Origin of the sequence: Celeribacter baekdonensis, from assembly GCF_900102315.1 — a bacterium.
Taxonomy (GTDB): domain Bacteria; phylum Pseudomonadota; class Alphaproteobacteria; order Rhodobacterales; family Rhodobacteraceae; genus Celeribacter; species Celeribacter baekdonensis.
The window spans coordinates 30,718-47,578 of the sequence record NZ_FNBL01000005.1 but is presented as its reverse complement, the minus strand read 5'-3'; the positions used below and the strand labels follow the sequence as shown (position 1 = coordinate 47,578).

Sequence of the window (16,861 nt, the reverse complement as noted above, 5' to 3'; positions counted from 1 at the left end):
CAAGTTGTATATATTTTAGAGTGCGGGAGGCGGCGGAATCACTTGGCCTCAGACAGTGTTTGCCGTGAGCAAAGCAAACACCATACCTTTATCTTTCGCGCATCAATATGACAATTCTTTGAACACATGCCTAAAAAATAATCAAACATACTGGATTTGATCCGCGGGCATTTGTGCATTTGTATACAGGCTTGTGTGCGCGTTTTCTGAGAACACAGACTAACCCTGCGCGCCATTGCCGAGGGACATCCCGACATCTGAGGTGCGAAAGAGGACATGCGGTGGCGACGAACTTGCCGGTAGCCACCACCGCATTCACAGCAACTGAATTACGCTGCAAAGGGGAATGTAGGCGTTTTGTCCAAAAATTCAATCAATTGAATGGGCGCCTTTTAAAGGCAGACGCCGCAATCCTGCGGCTTCCAACAAGGGAACATGGAAGTGAAAACCAAACTCAAAGCCACTCTGGCGACTGCTCTTTTTGCTAGCACCGCGATGGCCTCTGCGGCCTTCGCCGAGTGCCCGGTCAAAGTTGGTGTGTTGCACTCGCTCTCGGGGACGATGGCGATTTCCGAAACCACGCTCAAAGACACGATGTTGATGCTCATCGACGAACAAAACGCCAAAGGCGGCGTTCTGGGGTGTCAAATCGAAGCTGTGGTTGTGGACCCGGCGTCCGACTGGCCGCTGTTCGCTGAAAAAGCCCGCGAACTTTTGACCGTGCATAATGTGGACGTGATGTTCGGCAACTGGACCTCCGTGTCGCGCAAATCTGTGCTGCCGGTGATCGAAGAGCTCAACGGACTTCTGTTCTACCCGGTGCAATATGAGGGCGAAGAATCCTCCAAAAACGTATTTTATACCGGCGCTGCGCCGAACCAACAGGCGATCCCGGCGACGGATTATTTCCTCGATGAGCTGGGGGTCGAGAAATTCGCGCTCTTGGGCACTGACTATGTCTACCCGCGCACCACGAACAACATTCTTGAGTCCTACCTCAAATCCAAAGGCATCGCGGCTGAGGACATCTTTGTGAACTACACCCCGTTTGGTCACTCCGATTGGTCCAAAATCGTCTCTGACGTTGTGGCGCTGGGCGCAGACGGTAAAAAAGTCGGCGTGATTTCGACCATCAACGGCGATGCCAACATCGGATTCTACAAAGAACTCGCGGCGGCTGGCATTTCCGCCGATGACATCCCGGTTGTGGCCTTCTCGGTCGGTGAAGAAGAGCTCTCCGGTCTCGACACCTCCAACCTTGTGGGGCACTTGGCCGCTTGGAACTATTTCCAATCCGCGGAATCTGAGCTTAACGATGAGTTCATTGCCGCATGGAAAGCCAAAATGGGCGAAGAGCGCGTGACCAACGACCCGATGGAAGCCCATTACATTGGTTTCAACATGTGGGTGAGCGCCGTTGAGGCCGCCGGCACCACCGATGTGGACGCTGTGCGCACGGCAATGTACGGTCAAGAGTTCCCGAACCTCACCGGCGGCACCGCTGTGATGAACGTCAACCACCACCTCTCGAAGCCGGTTCTGATTGGTGAAATTCAGGCCGATGGTCAGTTCGATATCATCTCCCAAACCGCTGAGGTTCCGGGCGATGCATGGACCGATTTCTTGCCGGAATCCGCTGTGTTGATGTCGGATTGGAAGGATCTCGGTTGCGGCATGTACAACACCGAAACCAAGACCTGCGTTCAGATCAAATCCAACTACTAAAACGTTTCGGGTTTAAGTTGAGAGATGACGTAAACCCGGAACATGTGAAATCTGACTTAGGCCGTGGGCGTTTCGGGACATCTCGATGACCTATTTGATCCCGAAACGCTTTCAGCTGCCATCATTTAACGCATGAAGGGCGGCGCTCCTGTCGCCCTTCTTTTCCAGCCAAAAGAGATTGCTCATGATCCGACGAATTCTCGCGGCTTGTCTGGTGTTTCTGACCCTTGCGCTGAGCGCTCAGGCTCAGGACCGGACGATCCAAGATGTGCTGCAAGAGCATGCCGAGGCCATCGTAAAATCCTCGCGCACAACCATCGGCCCGGCGATTGAGGCCGTGGCCAATTCCGGCCAGCCTTCGGCACAAACCGTTTTGCAGAAATGGCAGAACAAGGACATGTGGCAGTGGTCGGAAAACGGGTTTTTCTATGCTGCAACCGTCGATGGGTCCGAGATCACTTTGACGGATTTTGACACGGGGGACATTGTTGCAACTGTGGCAAAAGGGGATGTGACCCAGCTCAAACCGAACTCCGGTATTCGGGCGATGATTGGTGCGGCCTTGGTTCAATTTCAACTGAACGACCCTGATGCAGAGCGACGTCGTGAAGCGCTTTTGGCGATTCAGCGCGATGGCGAAGCTTCCCACCTGGCCCCTCTGCGCGCCTCGATCGAAACCGAGGACAATCCAGACATCAAAGCGCTTAAAGAGGTCACGGAGCGGCTTTTGACCATTTCTTTCGACAAGGATGACGCAAGGCGGATTGCTGCGATCGAGGGCTTTGCCGCCTCCCTTTCGCTGGATGCCCGCGCCGCGCTCAACCCGGTTCTGAGTGCCAAGCTGGTCTATGCGGAGGATCTGCCAGAGACGGCAAACATCAAACGCGAGATCAAGCCCGGATCAGAGGCGCTGTCGGTGTCTGATGCCTTCGCACTTATGGTTTCTGCCGGTGCCGCAACAGCGCAACCCACTCTTTCAGAACGAAAATCTGCTCTCACAGAGCATATCATCGACGGCAAGGTTGGCGGCGTCCCCGTGGCCGAGTTGACCCGCCAAGACGCCCGCGATCACGCCTACCAAGCCCTTGCGTCCGAGGGGTTGGTGCCCGCATTCGATCCCGCCTTCTCCATGGAGGCCGCCGTCAAAGGCGTGCGCTTTGCCGAGGTCTATGACGAACCTTCCGCTGCGGTCACCGATGCCGCGCAAAAGACGCTTCACACCATCAATCGCGCCGTTGGGGTCAACCAATTCCTCGATCTCTCATTGGACGGTCTGTCGCTGGCTTCGATCTATTTCCTTGCCGCCATTGGCCTTGCCATCACCTTTGGCGTGATGGGGGTGATCAACATGGCGCATGGCGAATTTATCATGATGGGCGCCTACACTGGCTATGTGGTGCAACAGATCATCCCGGATTACACCATCTCAATCCTTGTCGCGATCCCAATGGCCTTTGCGGTCACATTTGCCGCTGGTGTGGCGATGGAACGGCTGATCATCCGCTGGCTTTACAATCGGCCGCTTGAAACGCTTCTTGCCACCTTCGGCGTCTCTATTGCGCTTCAACAAATCGCCAAAAACATCTTTGGCACCCAAGCCCGCCCGCTCACCTCTCCCGGTTGGCTTGATGGAGCTTTGGTCTTCAACGATGTGTTGGCGATCTCTTACATTCGCATCGCGATTTTCGTCCTTGCGCTGATTTTCCTTGGCATTTTCCTCTTTATCATGAAGAAAACCCGCCTTGGCCTTGAGACCCGCGCGGTCACCCAAAATCCACGTATGGCGGCCTCGATGGGGATCAACCCGGACCGTGTGAACATGCTCACCTTTGGCCTTGGCTCCGGCATCGCCGGTGTCGCGGGCGTGGCCATCGGACTTTATGCCAAAGTCACCTCGGAAATGGGCACAGATTATATTGTGCAAAGCTTCATGACCGTGGTCGTCGGCGGTGTTGGCAATATCTGGGGCACGCTTTTGGGCGCATTGGGCATCGGGTTCCTGCAAAAGGGCATCGAATGGTTCAACCCGTCCAACACTTTGGCGGCGCAGACCTACATGATCATCTTCATCATCATTTTCATTCAGTTCCGTCCCAAGGGCATCATCGCCCTCAAGGGCCGTGCGGCGGGGGATTAATCCATGGATTTCGTGAAAAAACACCCTTCGCTTCCGGCCTTTATCGCCACGTTGCTGATCTTCACCCTTGCGGTCACTTTCCTGTCCGAGGCCTATGGCACGGGCACGATGTCGACCTCTTTCGTCAAAACGCTGGGCAAGACACTGTGTCTCGCCTTGGTGGCGATTTCGATGGATTTGGTCTGGGGCTACACGGGCATTCTCTCACTCGGCCATTTCGCCTTTTTTGGCCTTGGTGGCTATATGATCGGCATGTGGCTGATGTTTGCGCGCACGAAACTTATCGTGGTCGAAAGCATGGCCGCCGCCGACATTCCTGCCACGGCTATGGAGATCAAAGACGCCGTTGGCACGCAAATCTTTGGTGTCGTCGGCTCGTCCGATTTCCCTTTGGTCTGGATGTTTGCCCATAGTTTCTGGGCCCAGATCGCATTGGTCGTCTTGGTTCCGGGCCTGCTCGCGCTGGTCTTTGGCTGGCTCGCCTTCCGCTCGCGCGTCACCGGCGTTTACCTGTCGATCCTGACACAGGCGATGACCCTCGCCCTCTCGCTCTACCTGTTCCAAAACGACAGCGGCTTGCGCGGCAACAACGGCCTTTCCGGCCTGCAAAACCTGCCCGGACTGGATGCGGTCTCCCAAGACGCGGTGTCGATCTGGTTCTTCTGGGCATCGGCCTTTGCGCTGCTTGTCACCTATCTTATCGCCAATTTCGTCGTCTCCGGCAAATTCGGCTCGGTCATTCGCGGTATTCGCGATGACGAGGCGCGGGTGCGGTTTTTGGGCTATTCGGTGGAGGGGTTCAAACTCTTCGTCTTTGTCCTCACCGCGATCATTGCGGGCATCGGCGGCGCGCTTTATTATCCGCAAGCGGGGATCATCAACCCGGCTGAAATCGCGCCCATCGCCTCGATCTACCTCGCGGTGTGGGTCGCCATCGGTGGCAGGGGCCGCATTTACGGCGCGGTGATTGGCGCGGGCGTGGTCTCGCTTGTCTCGACCTATTTCACGGGCGGTCAAGCCCCCAATATCAACCTTGGTTTCTATACGATCAAATGGGTCGATTGGTGGCAGGTGCTTTTGGGCCTCTCCTTTGTCCTCGTCACATTGTTCGCGCCCAAAGGCATTGGCGGGTTGTTTGATCTGATCTCCGGGCGTTTGTCCCCCAGCCGCAAAGGTGCGCCGCTTGGTCCCGACCAAGGCAGCTTGCGCGAACAGGAGGCCGAAAAATGAGCCAGCTTTTAGAAGTCTCCGGCGTTTCCGTCTCTTTCGACGGGTTCAAGGCGATCAACAACCTGTCCTTTTCCATCGGTCCCGCGGAAATGCGCGCCATCATCGGTCCGAACGGCGCGGGCAAAACCACCTTTATGGACATCGTGACGGGCAAAACCAAACCCGACGAAGGTTCTGTGCTTTGGGGCGATATGTCGAAAAACCTGATTGGGATGAACGAGGCCAAAATCGCCCGCATCGGCATTGGTCGTAAATTTCAACGTCCCACTGTGTTTGAGGATCAAAGCGTGTTTGAAAACCTCCTCATGGCGGTGAAAAATGATCGCTCGCCGTGGTCGGTGTTGTTCTTCAAACCCAAATTCAAGGACCTCGCCAAGGTCGAAGAGCTTGCCTCCGAAATCGGCCTCTCCGATCAGCTTGAGCGCAAATCCGGCGAGCTGTCTCACGGCCAAAAACAATGGTTGGAGATTGGTATGCTCTTGGCCCAGGATCCACAGCTTTTGCTGGTTGATGAACCGGCCGCTGGCATGACCTTGGGCGAGCGTGAACACACCACCGACATTCTCAAAGAGGCCGCCAAAACCCGTGCCGTTGTGGTGGTTGAACATGACATGGATTTCGTGCGCCGCCTAGAATGCAAGGTCACGGTTTTGCACGAAGGATCGGTTTTGGCCGAAGGGTCACTTGATCACGTGACGCAAAATAAAGACGTGATTGACGTTTATCTTGGCCGCTAAAGGAGAGAATACCATGCTCGATGTGAAAGATCTCTCGCTGCACTATGGTGGCTCTCAGATCCTCTACGATGTCGATCTTTCCGCTCGCGCGGGTGAGGTCACCTGTGTGATGGGCACCAATGGCGTTGGCAAAACCTCGCTGTTGAAAGGCATTTGTGGCACCCATCCGCGCTCCGGTGGCACCATGATGCTTGATGGCGAAGACGTGGGGCGGGCCCCGGCGCATGAACTGGCCAAAAAGGGACTTGCGGTGGTGCCACAAGGCCGGATGATTTTCCCGCTTTTGACGGTGAAGGAAAACTTGGAATCTGGTTTCACCTGCCTGCCAAAATCCGAACATTTCATCCCCGATGAGGTGTTTGAACTGTTCCCTATTCTCAAAGAGTTTATGCACCGTCGTGGTGGTGATCTTTCGGGTGGGCAGCAACAGCAATTGGCCATTGCACGGGCGTTGATCATCAAACCGAAACTGTTGCTTTTGGATGAGCCGACCGAGGGCATTCAGCCCAATATCATTCAACAAATCGGCCGCGTCATTGCGCTTTTGCGCGATCGGGGCGACATGGCGATTGTCTTGGTCGAACAGTATTTTGAATTTGCCTATGACCTCGCGGATCAGCTTGTGTTCATGGAGCGCGGTCGGGTGACCTCTCGCCATTCAAAATCCGAGATTTCCAAAGAAGAGGCTGCCAAAACCTTCCGCATCGCCTGAGATTTTCTCCGCCAATCAAAGACTTCTGGCTCTGCGACGCAGCATTCATGCCGCGCCGCAAAATCAGACTGTTTGATAAAAAGCCGTTGCCGAAACCGGTTTCGGAGGCTCAGTGTGGGGCCCAGGAGGCGAATCAGGTGTGGTCAGACGTCAAATTAGATCGACGCTCCCGCGACAATGGGCGGGTGACGATCAGTGATCTTTCGCAGGCGCTGAGTCTGACGAAAGGCACCGTGTCCCGTGCCCTCAACGGGTATCCTGACATTGCTGAAACCACGCGTGTGCGCGTCATTCGCGCCGCAAATGCGATGGGATATCGCCCGCTCAGCCACGCCCAAGCGATCAAAACCGGGCGCAGCTGTTCTTTGGGGCTTGTCATCCAATTGTCCGAACATGATGCGCACCGACCCTTTTTGGCGGAGTTTTTGGCCGGATTGACCCAAGCCGCCTCGAAAGAGGGTTGGACCCTGACCGTTGCGACGGCGGAAAATGACGCTGACACGCTGCGCATCATGCGCGATCTGGTTGTGCATCAAAAAGCAGATGGGTTTATCTTGCCGCGTGTGCTCTGGGACGATCCGCGCATCGCAAGCCTTTCCCGCGAGAATACACCGTTTATTTGTTATGGGCGGCCAAGAAATTCAAAAGACATGTCTTATTTTGATGTCGAAGGCGAAGCTGCCATGGCCGAAGCGGTCAGCTATCTTGCCGATCTCGGGCATCGGCGCATCGCTTATATTGGCAGTGCCGAATATTATGCTTTTTCGCATATGCGACGCGATGGCTACAAGGCCGGCATCGACGCGATGGGGCTTGGGTTTGATCCCGATCTGATGCAGGAGGGCGCGCTGTCCCCAGAGCAGGCAAGTGCCGCCACACGCCGCCTTTTGGCGCTCGATACCCCGCCCACCGCTATTATTTGTGCGACGGATAGCTTGGCGCGTGGGGTCTATGACGTCGCCAATGAACTGGGACTTGCCATTGGCACCGAGCTGTCGGTCATCGGCTATGACGGCTCGCCCGAAGCCTCCGCCATGTGGCCCAGATTGGCCAGTTTCGCCGTCGACACCCGCAAAGCCGGGGCCAGTTTGGGCGAAATGTTCATCGCACGTATCCGCGAGCCCAACGCCCCCGTGGCCCAACATCTGATCCGGGCGGAGTTCCGCCCCGGCGGCTCTACAGGACATCCAAAACTGACATCAGAGCAACTGGTGCGCACATTGGCTCAACGACGGGCCACACAAAACACGTGACGCAACTCATCTAGGGAGAGAGACATGCGACTTACCAAACTGACACTCATGACAACGGCGGCCACCGCCTTGGCGTTGTCCAGTCTCGGCGCATCGGCCGACACGCTGCGGTTTTGGACCACCGAGGAACAGCCCGAACGTTTGGCCCGGCAAGAGGCGATGGCCGCAGAGTTTGAGGCCAAAACCGGCCATACCGTCGAAGTGATCCCGGTCACGGAATCTGATCTCGGCACGCGCGCCACCGCGGCCTTTGCCGCCGGTGATTTGCCGGATGTGATTTACCATCCGCTGCAATATGCGCTGCCTTGGGCTGAGGCCGGTATCCTTGATACAGACGCGGCCGCCGACGTGATCGAAGAGTTGGGCGTCGACACATTTGCCCCCGGCGCGCTCGCCATGGCGGCGGTTGACGATGGCTATGCTTCCGTGCCGGTCGATGGCTGGACCCAGATGATTATCTACCGCAAGGACCTGTTTGACGCGGCGGGCCTTGCCGCGCCGACGTCTTATGCTGCGGTTGAGACCGCTTTGGCCAAATTGCACAATCCGCCCGAAATGTACGGCTTCGTCGCCGCGACCAAGGTCGACGAAAACTTTATGTCTCAGGTGCTTGAGCACGTGTTTTTGGCCAATGGCGTCAGCCCGGTTGGCCCCGATGGGTTCAAACCGCTCGATGTGGCGAAAACCACCGAAGTGCTTGATTTCTATAAAGCCATTGCGGATGCGTCGCCTCCGGGCGATCTCTATTGGGATCAATCGCGCACGCTGTATTTCTCTGGCAATGCGGCGATGATCATCTGGTCGCCCTTTGTTCTTGATGAGTTGGCGGGCCTGCGCGACAGCGCCCCGCCCACGATCAACGATGATCCGACCTCGCCGGAATTGGCCTCCAAAACGGGCATCGTCACCACCTTTTCCGGCCCCTCCAATCCCGATGGCGCGGCATGGGGTGACATCCGCTATTTCGGCATCACCTCGGATGCGTCCACGGATGCGGCGGAAGAGTTCGTGAAATATTCGATGGACGAAGGCTACACCCAAACATTGTCGATTGCGCCAGAGGGCAAATTCCCGGTGCGGCGCGGCAATGCCGAAGACCCGGACGCGTTTTCCAAAGCCTGGGCAGAGCTGCCCGTCGGCGTTGATCGCAAGGCACCTTTGGGTGATCTTTATGCACAAGACATGATCGACGAAATCGTCGGCGGTCTGGATGTGGCACAGCGTTGGGGCGTCAAAGACGGCCAACTCGCATTGGCGTCCAAAATGATCAACTCTCAGGTCATCAACCGCGTTGTGCGCGAATATATCGACGGTAAAGTCGATGCAGCCACCGCCGTGGCCGAGATGAACAAAGAGTTTGGTGCGATCGAATAAGCGCTTTCTTTGATCTCCTGCGGGGCGGCCAGATTGCCCCGCTTTTTCTTACACCGGACACGGGGTTACACCATGTCGGACATCGGACCTCCGCGCGGGGCCGGACCATTGGCCCGGACCGAGGCGCGCCTTGCCTGGGGGCTTTTGGCCCCAACCATTACCGCCGTTTCTCTTGTGGTGATCCTGCCGCTTTTGGCAATCTTCTGGATTTCGGTCAAACCCGTCTCGCTGTCCGATTTGCGGGCGCCAGAGGCCATTGTGCGCGAGGATTTGCGCGGCAAACCCAGCGTGGCGGGGGATGAAGCGACGTTGCGCTACCGTTTGCGCAACTCCTCTCCCAAATCTGAAATCACCGGGGTCACGCTTACCGATAGCTGGCCTGTAGGTCTGAGCATTGTGGGTGATCTTGATCCGCGCTGTACGGTTTCGGACGAGATGCTGCGCTGTGATATGGGCGATTGGGACGGCGGGTTTCGTGACACATTGACCATCCCCGTCGTGACCGAACAGGCGTTTTTTGACCAAGCCACCGACGTTGAGGCCAGCCCCGTTAAGGTGGATGGACAGGCTTCCTTTGTCCTCACAAATGGTGATTTTACGTTTAAGAATTTTGTATCCGTCTTTGACGGTGGCGAATTCTGGTCGGTGTTGGGAGTGACCTTATTTTACACCATCTTCGGCACATTGGGCGCGATGATCATGGGGCTCTTTGCCTCGCTCTTGCTCAATCATTCGTTCCGGGGCCAAGGCATTTTGCGCGGGTTGTACCTGTTCCCCTATGTAGCGCCCGTCATCGCCGTGGCCTTTGCGTGGATTCTTTTGTTTGATCCGTTCTCCGGCTCCGCCAATGCGCTTTTGATCCAAATGGGCGTCACCGAAGGCGCGATCAATTTCTTTGGCGAGCGGCCTTTGGCGCTGATCATGGTCACTTTGTTTGAGATTTGGCGCTATTTTCCGCTGTCGTTCCTGTTCATTTTGGCCCGGATGCAATCCATCCCGACCGATATGTATGAGGCGGCTGACATGGATGGCGCGTCACCGTTTCAACAGTTTTGGTATCTGTCGATGCCGCAACTGTTGGGCATTCTTTCGGTGCTGTTCCTGTTGCGCTTCATTTGGACCTTCAACAAATTCGATGACATTTTCCTTTTGACGGGCGGCAATGCCGGCACGCGGGTTTTGACCGTCAATGTCTATGAACAGGCCTTTGCCGTGTCCAACATCGGCGCGGGGGCGGCGGTGGCCGTGGTGATTTTCGCCTGTCTTCTGTTGTTCTCCGTGTTCTTTTTCAAAGTCATCTCAAAGGAGGAAGGGCTATGAAGATGCTCCGGTTCGGATCTCTCACCGGCCCGCTTTTGGGCGCGCTTTGGACCTTTGTCGTTGCTGTCACGGTTGCGGTGGCGATGAGTTTTGTCACAGGCGAGGCGTTTCGCCCGTCGCTGTTGTGGTCCCTGCTCTTTGGCGGTCTCACCGGGTTTGTACTGGTTGGGCGGGGGCATATGCGTGTTGTCGTGGCGGCATTTTGCGTCGTTTATTTCGCCGCACTGAGCCTCGGGATCGGTCCGGTTTTGACCGGAAATGTCTCCCTGATTGCGCGGCTGGCTGCGGCGCTGTTTTTGGGCGTTGGGATCGGCTGGCCGATGGTGCGTTTTCTCGAAGACCTGCCCATGGGGGCGCTCACGCGGCATGAATTCGAGGGCGCTGTGATCATGGCACTCAAAGGGTTTGGCTATATTTTCTTCACCGCCATCGTCGTCATTCCCTTCTATGTCATGGTGATGACCAGCCTCAAAAATCAATCGCAGCTGATGCAAAATCCGCTCGATTTCTCGATTGATCTGTCGCAGGGCTGGGGGCTGTTTCGATCCTATACCGAGCTGATGACAGAGTTCAATTTCGGCTCTTACATGTGGACCTCCTTTTACATTTCGGTGCTCACGGTTCTGATCACCTTGGCCTTTGCCATTCCCGGCGCCTATGCTGTGGCGCGACTTCGGTTTCGTGGGCAAGTGGCATTTTCGCGCTCTATCTTGTTGATTTACATGGTGCCTATGATCGTTTTGGCGCTGCCGATCTACATCGGCTTTTCGATGATGGGGCTGCGCAATTCGATCACCGGCATCGTGATGATCTATCCGGTCACGACCATCCCGGTGGCGCTTTACATGCTCCAAGGCTATTTTCGTGGTCTGCCCGCAGAGATCGAAGAGGCGGGGTTGATGGACGGTCTGTCGCGGCTTCAGGTGATCTGGAAAATCACTCTGCCGCTCTCGCTGCCCGCGCTCGCTTCGGTGTCGCTTTACGTCTTTATGATCGCCTGGAACGAATTCCTTTTGGCCTTCATGCTCTTGGATGATCCATCCAAATTCACCCTCACGCGCGGCATTGCCTCGCTCAACTCGTCTGAAATTCCGCGCCAACACCTGATGGCCGGGTCGGTCATCGCGACGGTGCCGATCATGGCGCTGTTTTTAGGCCTGGAAAGATTCATGACCAAAGGCCTCACGGCAGGGAGTGTCAAAGGATGACATCGGCAATCGAAAACCCCATTGATCAAGCGGCGCGCGCTGTCCTTTTGGGCAATGATCGTGGCGGCTACACCATTCCAACGGCGCGGCTGTACCCTTATCAATGGAATTGGGACAGCATGTTTTCGGCTTGGGGCTATGGCACGTTTGACCGTGTGCGCGCGTGGCAAGAGGTCAATCTTTTGTTTGCGTCTCAATGGGATACGGGCATGGTCCCGCATATCATTTTCCACAATCCCGACCCGGATTACTTTCCCGGTCCGGTCGTTTGGGGCGCAACGCAGACGCCGCCGACCTCTGGGATTTCGCAACCTCCCGTGGCCGCGACATTGATTTTGAAACTCTACGAGATGGACCCAAAAGCGGGCCTGCCGCATCTCAAAACGCTCTACCCAAAGCTGGTCGCGTGGCACGCGTGGTGGATGCGCGAGCGCTGCAAAGATGGGCCGGTGGCCATCATCCATCCGTGGGAATCCGGGCGCGACAATTGCCCGGATTGGGACATTGGCATGGAAGGGGTTCAGATCAATGAAGATGATCCCTACACCCGCCGCGACACTGGCCATGTGAATGCCGATGAACGCCCGTTGAAATGGGATTATGACCGCTATCTCGCGATCCTGGCCTTTGGCCGTTCTGTCAACTGGGATGATCGCGCGATGTATGAGGACGGGCCGTTTTTGATGGCTGATCCCGGCATCACCTTTGTGCTGTTGCGGGCTTTCTCTGATCTGATCGAAATTGGCCGGATTTTGGGCGAAGACACCGCCGATTTGAGCGCGCAACAAGACCAGCTTCGCGAGGGAGCTTCAAAGCTATGGAACGCCGAAAAAGGGTGGTTTGACGCCTATGACCTGCGCACGGGCCAGTCCGCCAATGTGCTCGGCTCAGGCGCGTTTCTGGCCTATTTCGCGGGGGTGTCTCGCCCGGCCCTGGATGCGCATTTTGCCCGGATTTGGGACAAGGTGACATTTGGTGTGCCCTCCGCCGACCCGGAGTCGGAGCGCTTTGATCCAAGGCGGTATTGGCGCGGGCCGACATGGCCGGTGGTCAATTCCCTGATCGCCATGGGGTTGACCGACATGGGGCGGAATGAGGCCGAAACACGCCTGCGCAACGAGACCGCCGCGTTGATCGAGGCGGGCGGATTTTGGGAATATTATGACCCATTGGACGGCACGCCCTGTGGTGGTGCGTCCTTTGGCTGGACCGCCGCGGTTTGGCTGACATGGTGCGGCAAAGGCCGCGCGCATGTTCAGATGGCAGGCAAGGAGACAGAGTAATGGCAAGCATCGAACTTCAGGCCGTCGAGAAATGGTTCGGCACTATTCAGGTGATCAAAGGTGTTGATCTTAAAATCAAAGAGGGCGAATTCATCATTTTCGTCGGCCCGTCAGGGTGCGGGAAATCCACTCTGTTGCGGATGATTGCGGGGTTGGAGGAAACCTCGCGCGGGAAAATCTTTGTCGGCGATCGCGATGCCACGTCGGAGCCCCCGTCCAAGCGTGGCCTTGCCATGGTGTTTCAATCCTACGCGCTTTATCCGCATATGTCGGTGCGCGATAATGTGGGTTTTGCGCTCAAATCGGCGGGCGAGCCGAAAGACCTCATCGCTCAAAAGGTCGATGAGGCCGCGCATGTGCTCAAGCTGACCGATTACATGGACCGGCGACCCAAAGACCTCTCCGGGGGTCAACGTCAACGGGTTGCCATCGGGCGTTCCATCGTGCGCGATCCGACCGCGTTTTTGTTTGACGAACCACTGTCAAATCTGGATGCAGCCCTTCGGGTCGAGATGCGCTATGAATTGGCGAAACTGCACCGGTCGCTGGCCTCGACGATGATTTATGTGACCCATGATCAGGTCGAAGCCATGACTTTGGCGGATCGCATCGTGGTTTTGGAAGCGGGCAAAATCGCGCAGGTCGGATCGCCGAAAGAGCTTTATGAACGCCCCGGCAACCTGTTCGTGGCGCAATTCATCGGCTCGCCCAAAATGAATGTGATCCCGGCCACCGCCGTGGGACTGGGGGAGGCGGCCAAAGATTTCGGGGTGCGCCCCGAACACATCACCATCGTGCCCGCAGGGCAGGGCGACATTGACGGTGTGGTCGATGTGGTCGAATATCTGGGGGCCGACACCTATGTCATCATCGACGCCGAAAACGGCGCGGGCCAAATGACCATCCGCGATCTGGGCGATGCGGCGCATCAACCGGGTGAAAAGGTCGGTCTGAAATTCGCCGAAGGCCGCACCCATCTGTTTGACGCAGAGGGGCTTGCCATTCGCTAAGGTGCCCGCACACTGGCGACGCCCCTACTCGTCCTTGGCGAGAGGGGCGGTCTCAGTGCGCGCCGCCGCCCAACGGTTGAGCCAGGCAAGACCCGCCAGGGAAAGTCCCAAGAACAGCAATGAGAAGATGCGGATGAGACCCCCGAGGCCGCTGATGTCCAAGAAGAAAACCTTGGCCACCGCGAGACCGATGAACACCAATCCGGCTTTGCGGAGCGTGGCGTTGGGGCGGGCGAGGGATTGATAAAACACGCCCGCGCCGATCACCAGCAATGCGACGGTGTAGCTGTAGAGTTCCGGTTGATCCATTCCGGGCCATTCCATTCCAACAGCCCCCCGCCAGAAATGGCGTATCGTCAGCACCAACCACAACCCGCCAAGCGCCAAAGCGGTGCCAAGGACTGCCCTCTTTTGTGGCTTTGAGATCATGCGCAAACGCCATGCTCCGGCGCCGAGGGCGAGGGCTGGCAACAGGTAGGCCGGGATCAGCGTATTGAAAATCTTCGGTCCCAAAATGAGGTTGGAATAGGAGTCAAACAGCGGGTTTGATACGGTGATTGCCAGCAGGACAAGGAAGCCACCGAGCAACACAAAGAGGCTCCCAAGGCCGAGACGAACCATGGCAAAAGCCCCGCCGATTTGCACCCGGTGCAGTTGCGCCATGCCCAGCACAATCCAAATCGTCGCGCCGATGCCAAAGGCCCAATGGCTGTCCACATCGTTGACGCCGCTTAGGCTGACGATGGCGCGATAGAGCAGGATCGACACAAGGATGCCAAGCGAGGAAAACACGGCGCTTTCCAACAAGATCATGGCGTTTTGACGCTGTGCGGCTTTCACCAAAACATAGGACACAGCAAAGGCCACAACCGCGCCGCCATGGGACAACAGCATATCCGCAAGCGGGGCTTCAATCGCCCAGTCTTTGCCCGGATCGACCACCAAACGATAGCCGACGAAGACAACGCCCGCGAGACTATAGAGGCTCATCAGCGGCAGGTTGAATTTCCGATCCAGCCAAGCCGCCGCCACAATCGTCAGTGCGATGGCGGTGGTCAGGGCGCTGGAGCTGAACATAATGATCATCGCAAAGGCGATACAGGCCAAGGCGGACAGGATGGCAAAGGACATGCGTTCGCGGTGCTCGGGGCCGTCAGCGTGGGCAAACCGTTCCGCCATGCCGATCATGACCGCGCCAATGATCATCGCATGTAGCGCCCAGGCATAGGTGCCCAGACTGTCGGCGGGGTGCCAAAACACCTCCATTGCGATGGCCAAAGCGGGGGCCAAGGTGGCAGCCCCCAAGGCGACAAACATCTGCGCCGGACCGTTTTGCAGTGATCGCCACGCGCCAGAGATCGACAGCAAAAGCCCGATGGCCACGATGATACTTGCCATGAGGGACATTTGAGGTGCCTGAAAGTCAGAGCCTAGGTCTTGCGACATCTGCCACAGCGGCGCGCCCGAGGCGACAATCGCAATCAGAGCCACTGCGGGCAGAACGGCCAAGTCCACAAGTGCGGATGCTTTGCGGGCCCAAATCAGGATCGCAAGCGTGAGCAGAGACAGCATGGCGACAGCCGCCCAAAACAGATCGGTGTGCGCGGTTTCAAGTGCGGTAAAGAGAATGAGGCTGCTCGCCGCGAGGACTGCGCCGCCTGCAAGGCGTACAGGAAATTCGGGCCAGGCGATGTCGTTTTCTCTGGAGAAAACGGTCAGGCTAAGCAGGGTTCCGGCATGATCTGGCATCCATTTGCGCACGGGAATGGCAATCGCGATCCCCGCCAAGGCCGCGCAGTACATCGTGAAATAGAGTGGCACCGGCCAACCGGCTGAAAGCATCAGCATCGTGCCTGCGCCAAACCCCGCAACCAAGGAGATGACCGACACCCACGCCCAGCGGCGCAGGGTGTCAATCGCCAGCCCAACGGCTGAAATGATGAAGAAATACAACAATAAGAAGGACGGGGTGTCAGAGGCCCCGCCGATGATAAAGGGCGCAATCATCGCCCCAATCACGCCGACAGCGGCCAAAAACGGGCCGTAAAACCACCCCAAAATCAGCGCCAAAGCCCCAACGATCGCCATGCCAATCAGCGCCACTTCTGGACTGATGAAATCGTACAACAGGCGGGCGGCAAGCACGGAGGCAAAGAGGGTGACAATCCCCGCGCCCGAGAAGGTCGATGGCAAATAGGCGGTGCTACTGCTTTCATCGTCGCCATGACGCCTGCGAATATATTCTCCGGCCGCGACCAAGGCTCCGCCGAACACAAAGGCGGCGGTGATCCGCACGGAGGCAGGCAAAAGGCCCTGTTCCACACTGTAGATCACAAGGAAAATACCGGCCAACGCCAAGGAGACGGCGGAGGCCACATAGAACCAGTTTTTCGTGACCCATGTGACCAAAGCCTGCACGTTTTCCGCATTAAACACGACGGCTTGCGAGGGGGCTTCGGCGGCCGGTTGAACCGGAGCTTCGGCTGAGGCGACCGTGTCTGTTTGTGGCTCGACTAAGTTTTTAGGGCCCAGCGGTGCGTTTGAGGCCGTGGGCGCAAGATCATGGGGCGCAGATGTGGCTTGGACCAAAGCGGTGCCCTCGCCGTTGCGCAGGGGCGTTTCAAGAGCTGTGAGGCGCTTTTTCAAATTGGCGTTAGAGATCAAAAGATAAATAACGGCGATTGGCGTTGCGGCAACCAAAACAGCAAGAATAACAAGTAAAGCTTCCAAAGACCCATTCCACATATGAAAAACATCATAGTGTTTGAGCAGAGGTTTTTATGAAAGTCTAGACCTGAGGCGGGTCAGGCTGACGAGGCAGGCTTTGTCCTGCGTCGTGATATTTTGGGCCTGGCCCCTATTTATCGGGTGG

General features: G+C 56.9%; 12 protein-coding genes. 11 read left to right on the top strand and 1 reads right to left on the bottom strand.

The window, feature by feature from the left end:
• The first annotated feature begins 435 nt into the window (after window positions 1-435).
• The 11 genes from urtA to BLT54_RS10195 all read left to right on the top strand — a co-directional run bounded on the left by urtA (window position 436) and on the right by BLT54_RS10195 (window position 13,989).
• Window positions 436-1,725 (top strand): urea ABC transporter substrate-binding protein, encoded by a 1,290-nt coding sequence (urtA, locus tag BLT54_RS10245; protein ID WP_074644574.1) that lies wholly within the window; start codon window positions 436-438, stop codon window positions 1,723-1,725.
• Window positions 1,726-1,909: 184 nt separating this feature from the next.
• On the top strand, window positions 1,910-3,862 hold the full coding sequence (urtB, locus tag BLT54_RS10240; protein ID WP_074644573.1) for an urea ABC transporter permease subunit UrtB: 1,953 nt from the start codon (window positions 1,910-1,912) through the stop codon (window positions 3,860-3,862).
• Between the two features lie 3 nt (window positions 3,863-3,865).
• Complete coding sequence (urtC, locus tag BLT54_RS10235) at window positions 3,866-5,092, top strand: urea ABC transporter permease subunit UrtC (RefSeq protein ID WP_074644571.1); 1,227 nt, start codon at window positions 3,866-3,868, stop codon at window positions 5,090-5,092.
• Complete coding sequence (gene urtD, locus BLT54_RS10230) at window positions 5,089-5,829, top strand: urea ABC transporter ATP-binding protein UrtD (protein ID WP_074644570.1); 741 nt, start codon at window positions 5,089-5,091, stop codon at window positions 5,827-5,829. The genes urtC and urtD overlap by 4 nt, the downstream gene beginning before the upstream one ends.
• 13 nt (window positions 5,830-5,842) lie before the next feature.
• Window positions 5,843-6,541 (top strand): urea ABC transporter ATP-binding subunit UrtE, encoded by a 699-nt coding sequence (gene urtE, locus BLT54_RS10225; RefSeq protein WP_009572467.1) that lies wholly within the window; start codon window positions 5,843-5,845, stop codon window positions 6,539-6,541.
• A 137-nt stretch (window positions 6,542-6,678) separates the two neighbouring features.
• The gene (locus BLT54_RS10220; RefSeq protein ID WP_245707992.1) at window positions 6,679-7,794 is read left to right on the top strand and encodes a LacI family DNA-binding transcriptional regulator; all 1,116 of its coding nucleotides are present in this window, start codon (window positions 6,679-6,681) and stop codon (window positions 7,792-7,794) included.
• Between the two features lie 24 nt (window positions 7,795-7,818).
• Complete coding sequence (locus tag BLT54_RS10215) at window positions 7,819-9,168, top strand: ABC transporter substrate-binding protein (RefSeq protein WP_074644567.1); 1,350 nt, start codon at window positions 7,819-7,821, stop codon at window positions 9,166-9,168.
• Window positions 9,169-9,240: 72 nt separating this feature from the next.
• On the top strand, window positions 9,241-10,488 hold the full coding sequence (locus tag BLT54_RS10210) for a carbohydrate ABC transporter permease (protein WP_074644565.1): 1,248 nt from the start codon (window positions 9,241-9,243) through the stop codon (window positions 10,486-10,488).
• The gene (locus BLT54_RS10205) at window positions 10,485-11,696 is read left to right on the top strand and encodes a carbohydrate ABC transporter permease (RefSeq protein WP_074644563.1); all 1,212 of its coding nucleotides are present in this window, start codon (window positions 10,485-10,487) and stop codon (window positions 11,694-11,696) included. Before BLT54_RS10210 ends, BLT54_RS10205 begins: the two co-directional genes overlap by 4 nt.
• Entirely contained in the window at window positions 11,693-12,979 is a 1,287-nt protein-coding gene (locus BLT54_RS10200; protein ID WP_074644561.1) for an MGH1-like glycoside hydrolase domain-containing protein, read from the top strand. Before BLT54_RS10205 ends, BLT54_RS10200 begins: the two co-directional genes overlap by 4 nt.
• A complete protein-coding gene (locus BLT54_RS10195; RefSeq protein WP_074644559.1) occupies window positions 12,979-13,989 on the top strand; it encodes an ABC transporter ATP-binding protein in 1,011 nt (336 codons plus the stop codon). The genes BLT54_RS10200 and BLT54_RS10195 overlap by 1 nt, the downstream gene beginning before the upstream one ends.
• Window positions 13,990-14,013: 24 nt before the next feature.
• Here BLT54_RS10195 and BLT54_RS10190 read toward each other — a convergent pair whose 3' ends face one another.
• Window positions 14,014-16,719, bottom strand: coding sequence for a DUF2339 domain-containing protein (locus BLT54_RS10190; RefSeq protein ID WP_074644955.1), 2,706 nt, complete (start codon window positions 16,717-16,719; stop codon window positions 14,014-14,016).
• Window positions 16,720-16,861 lie beyond the last annotated feature (142 nt).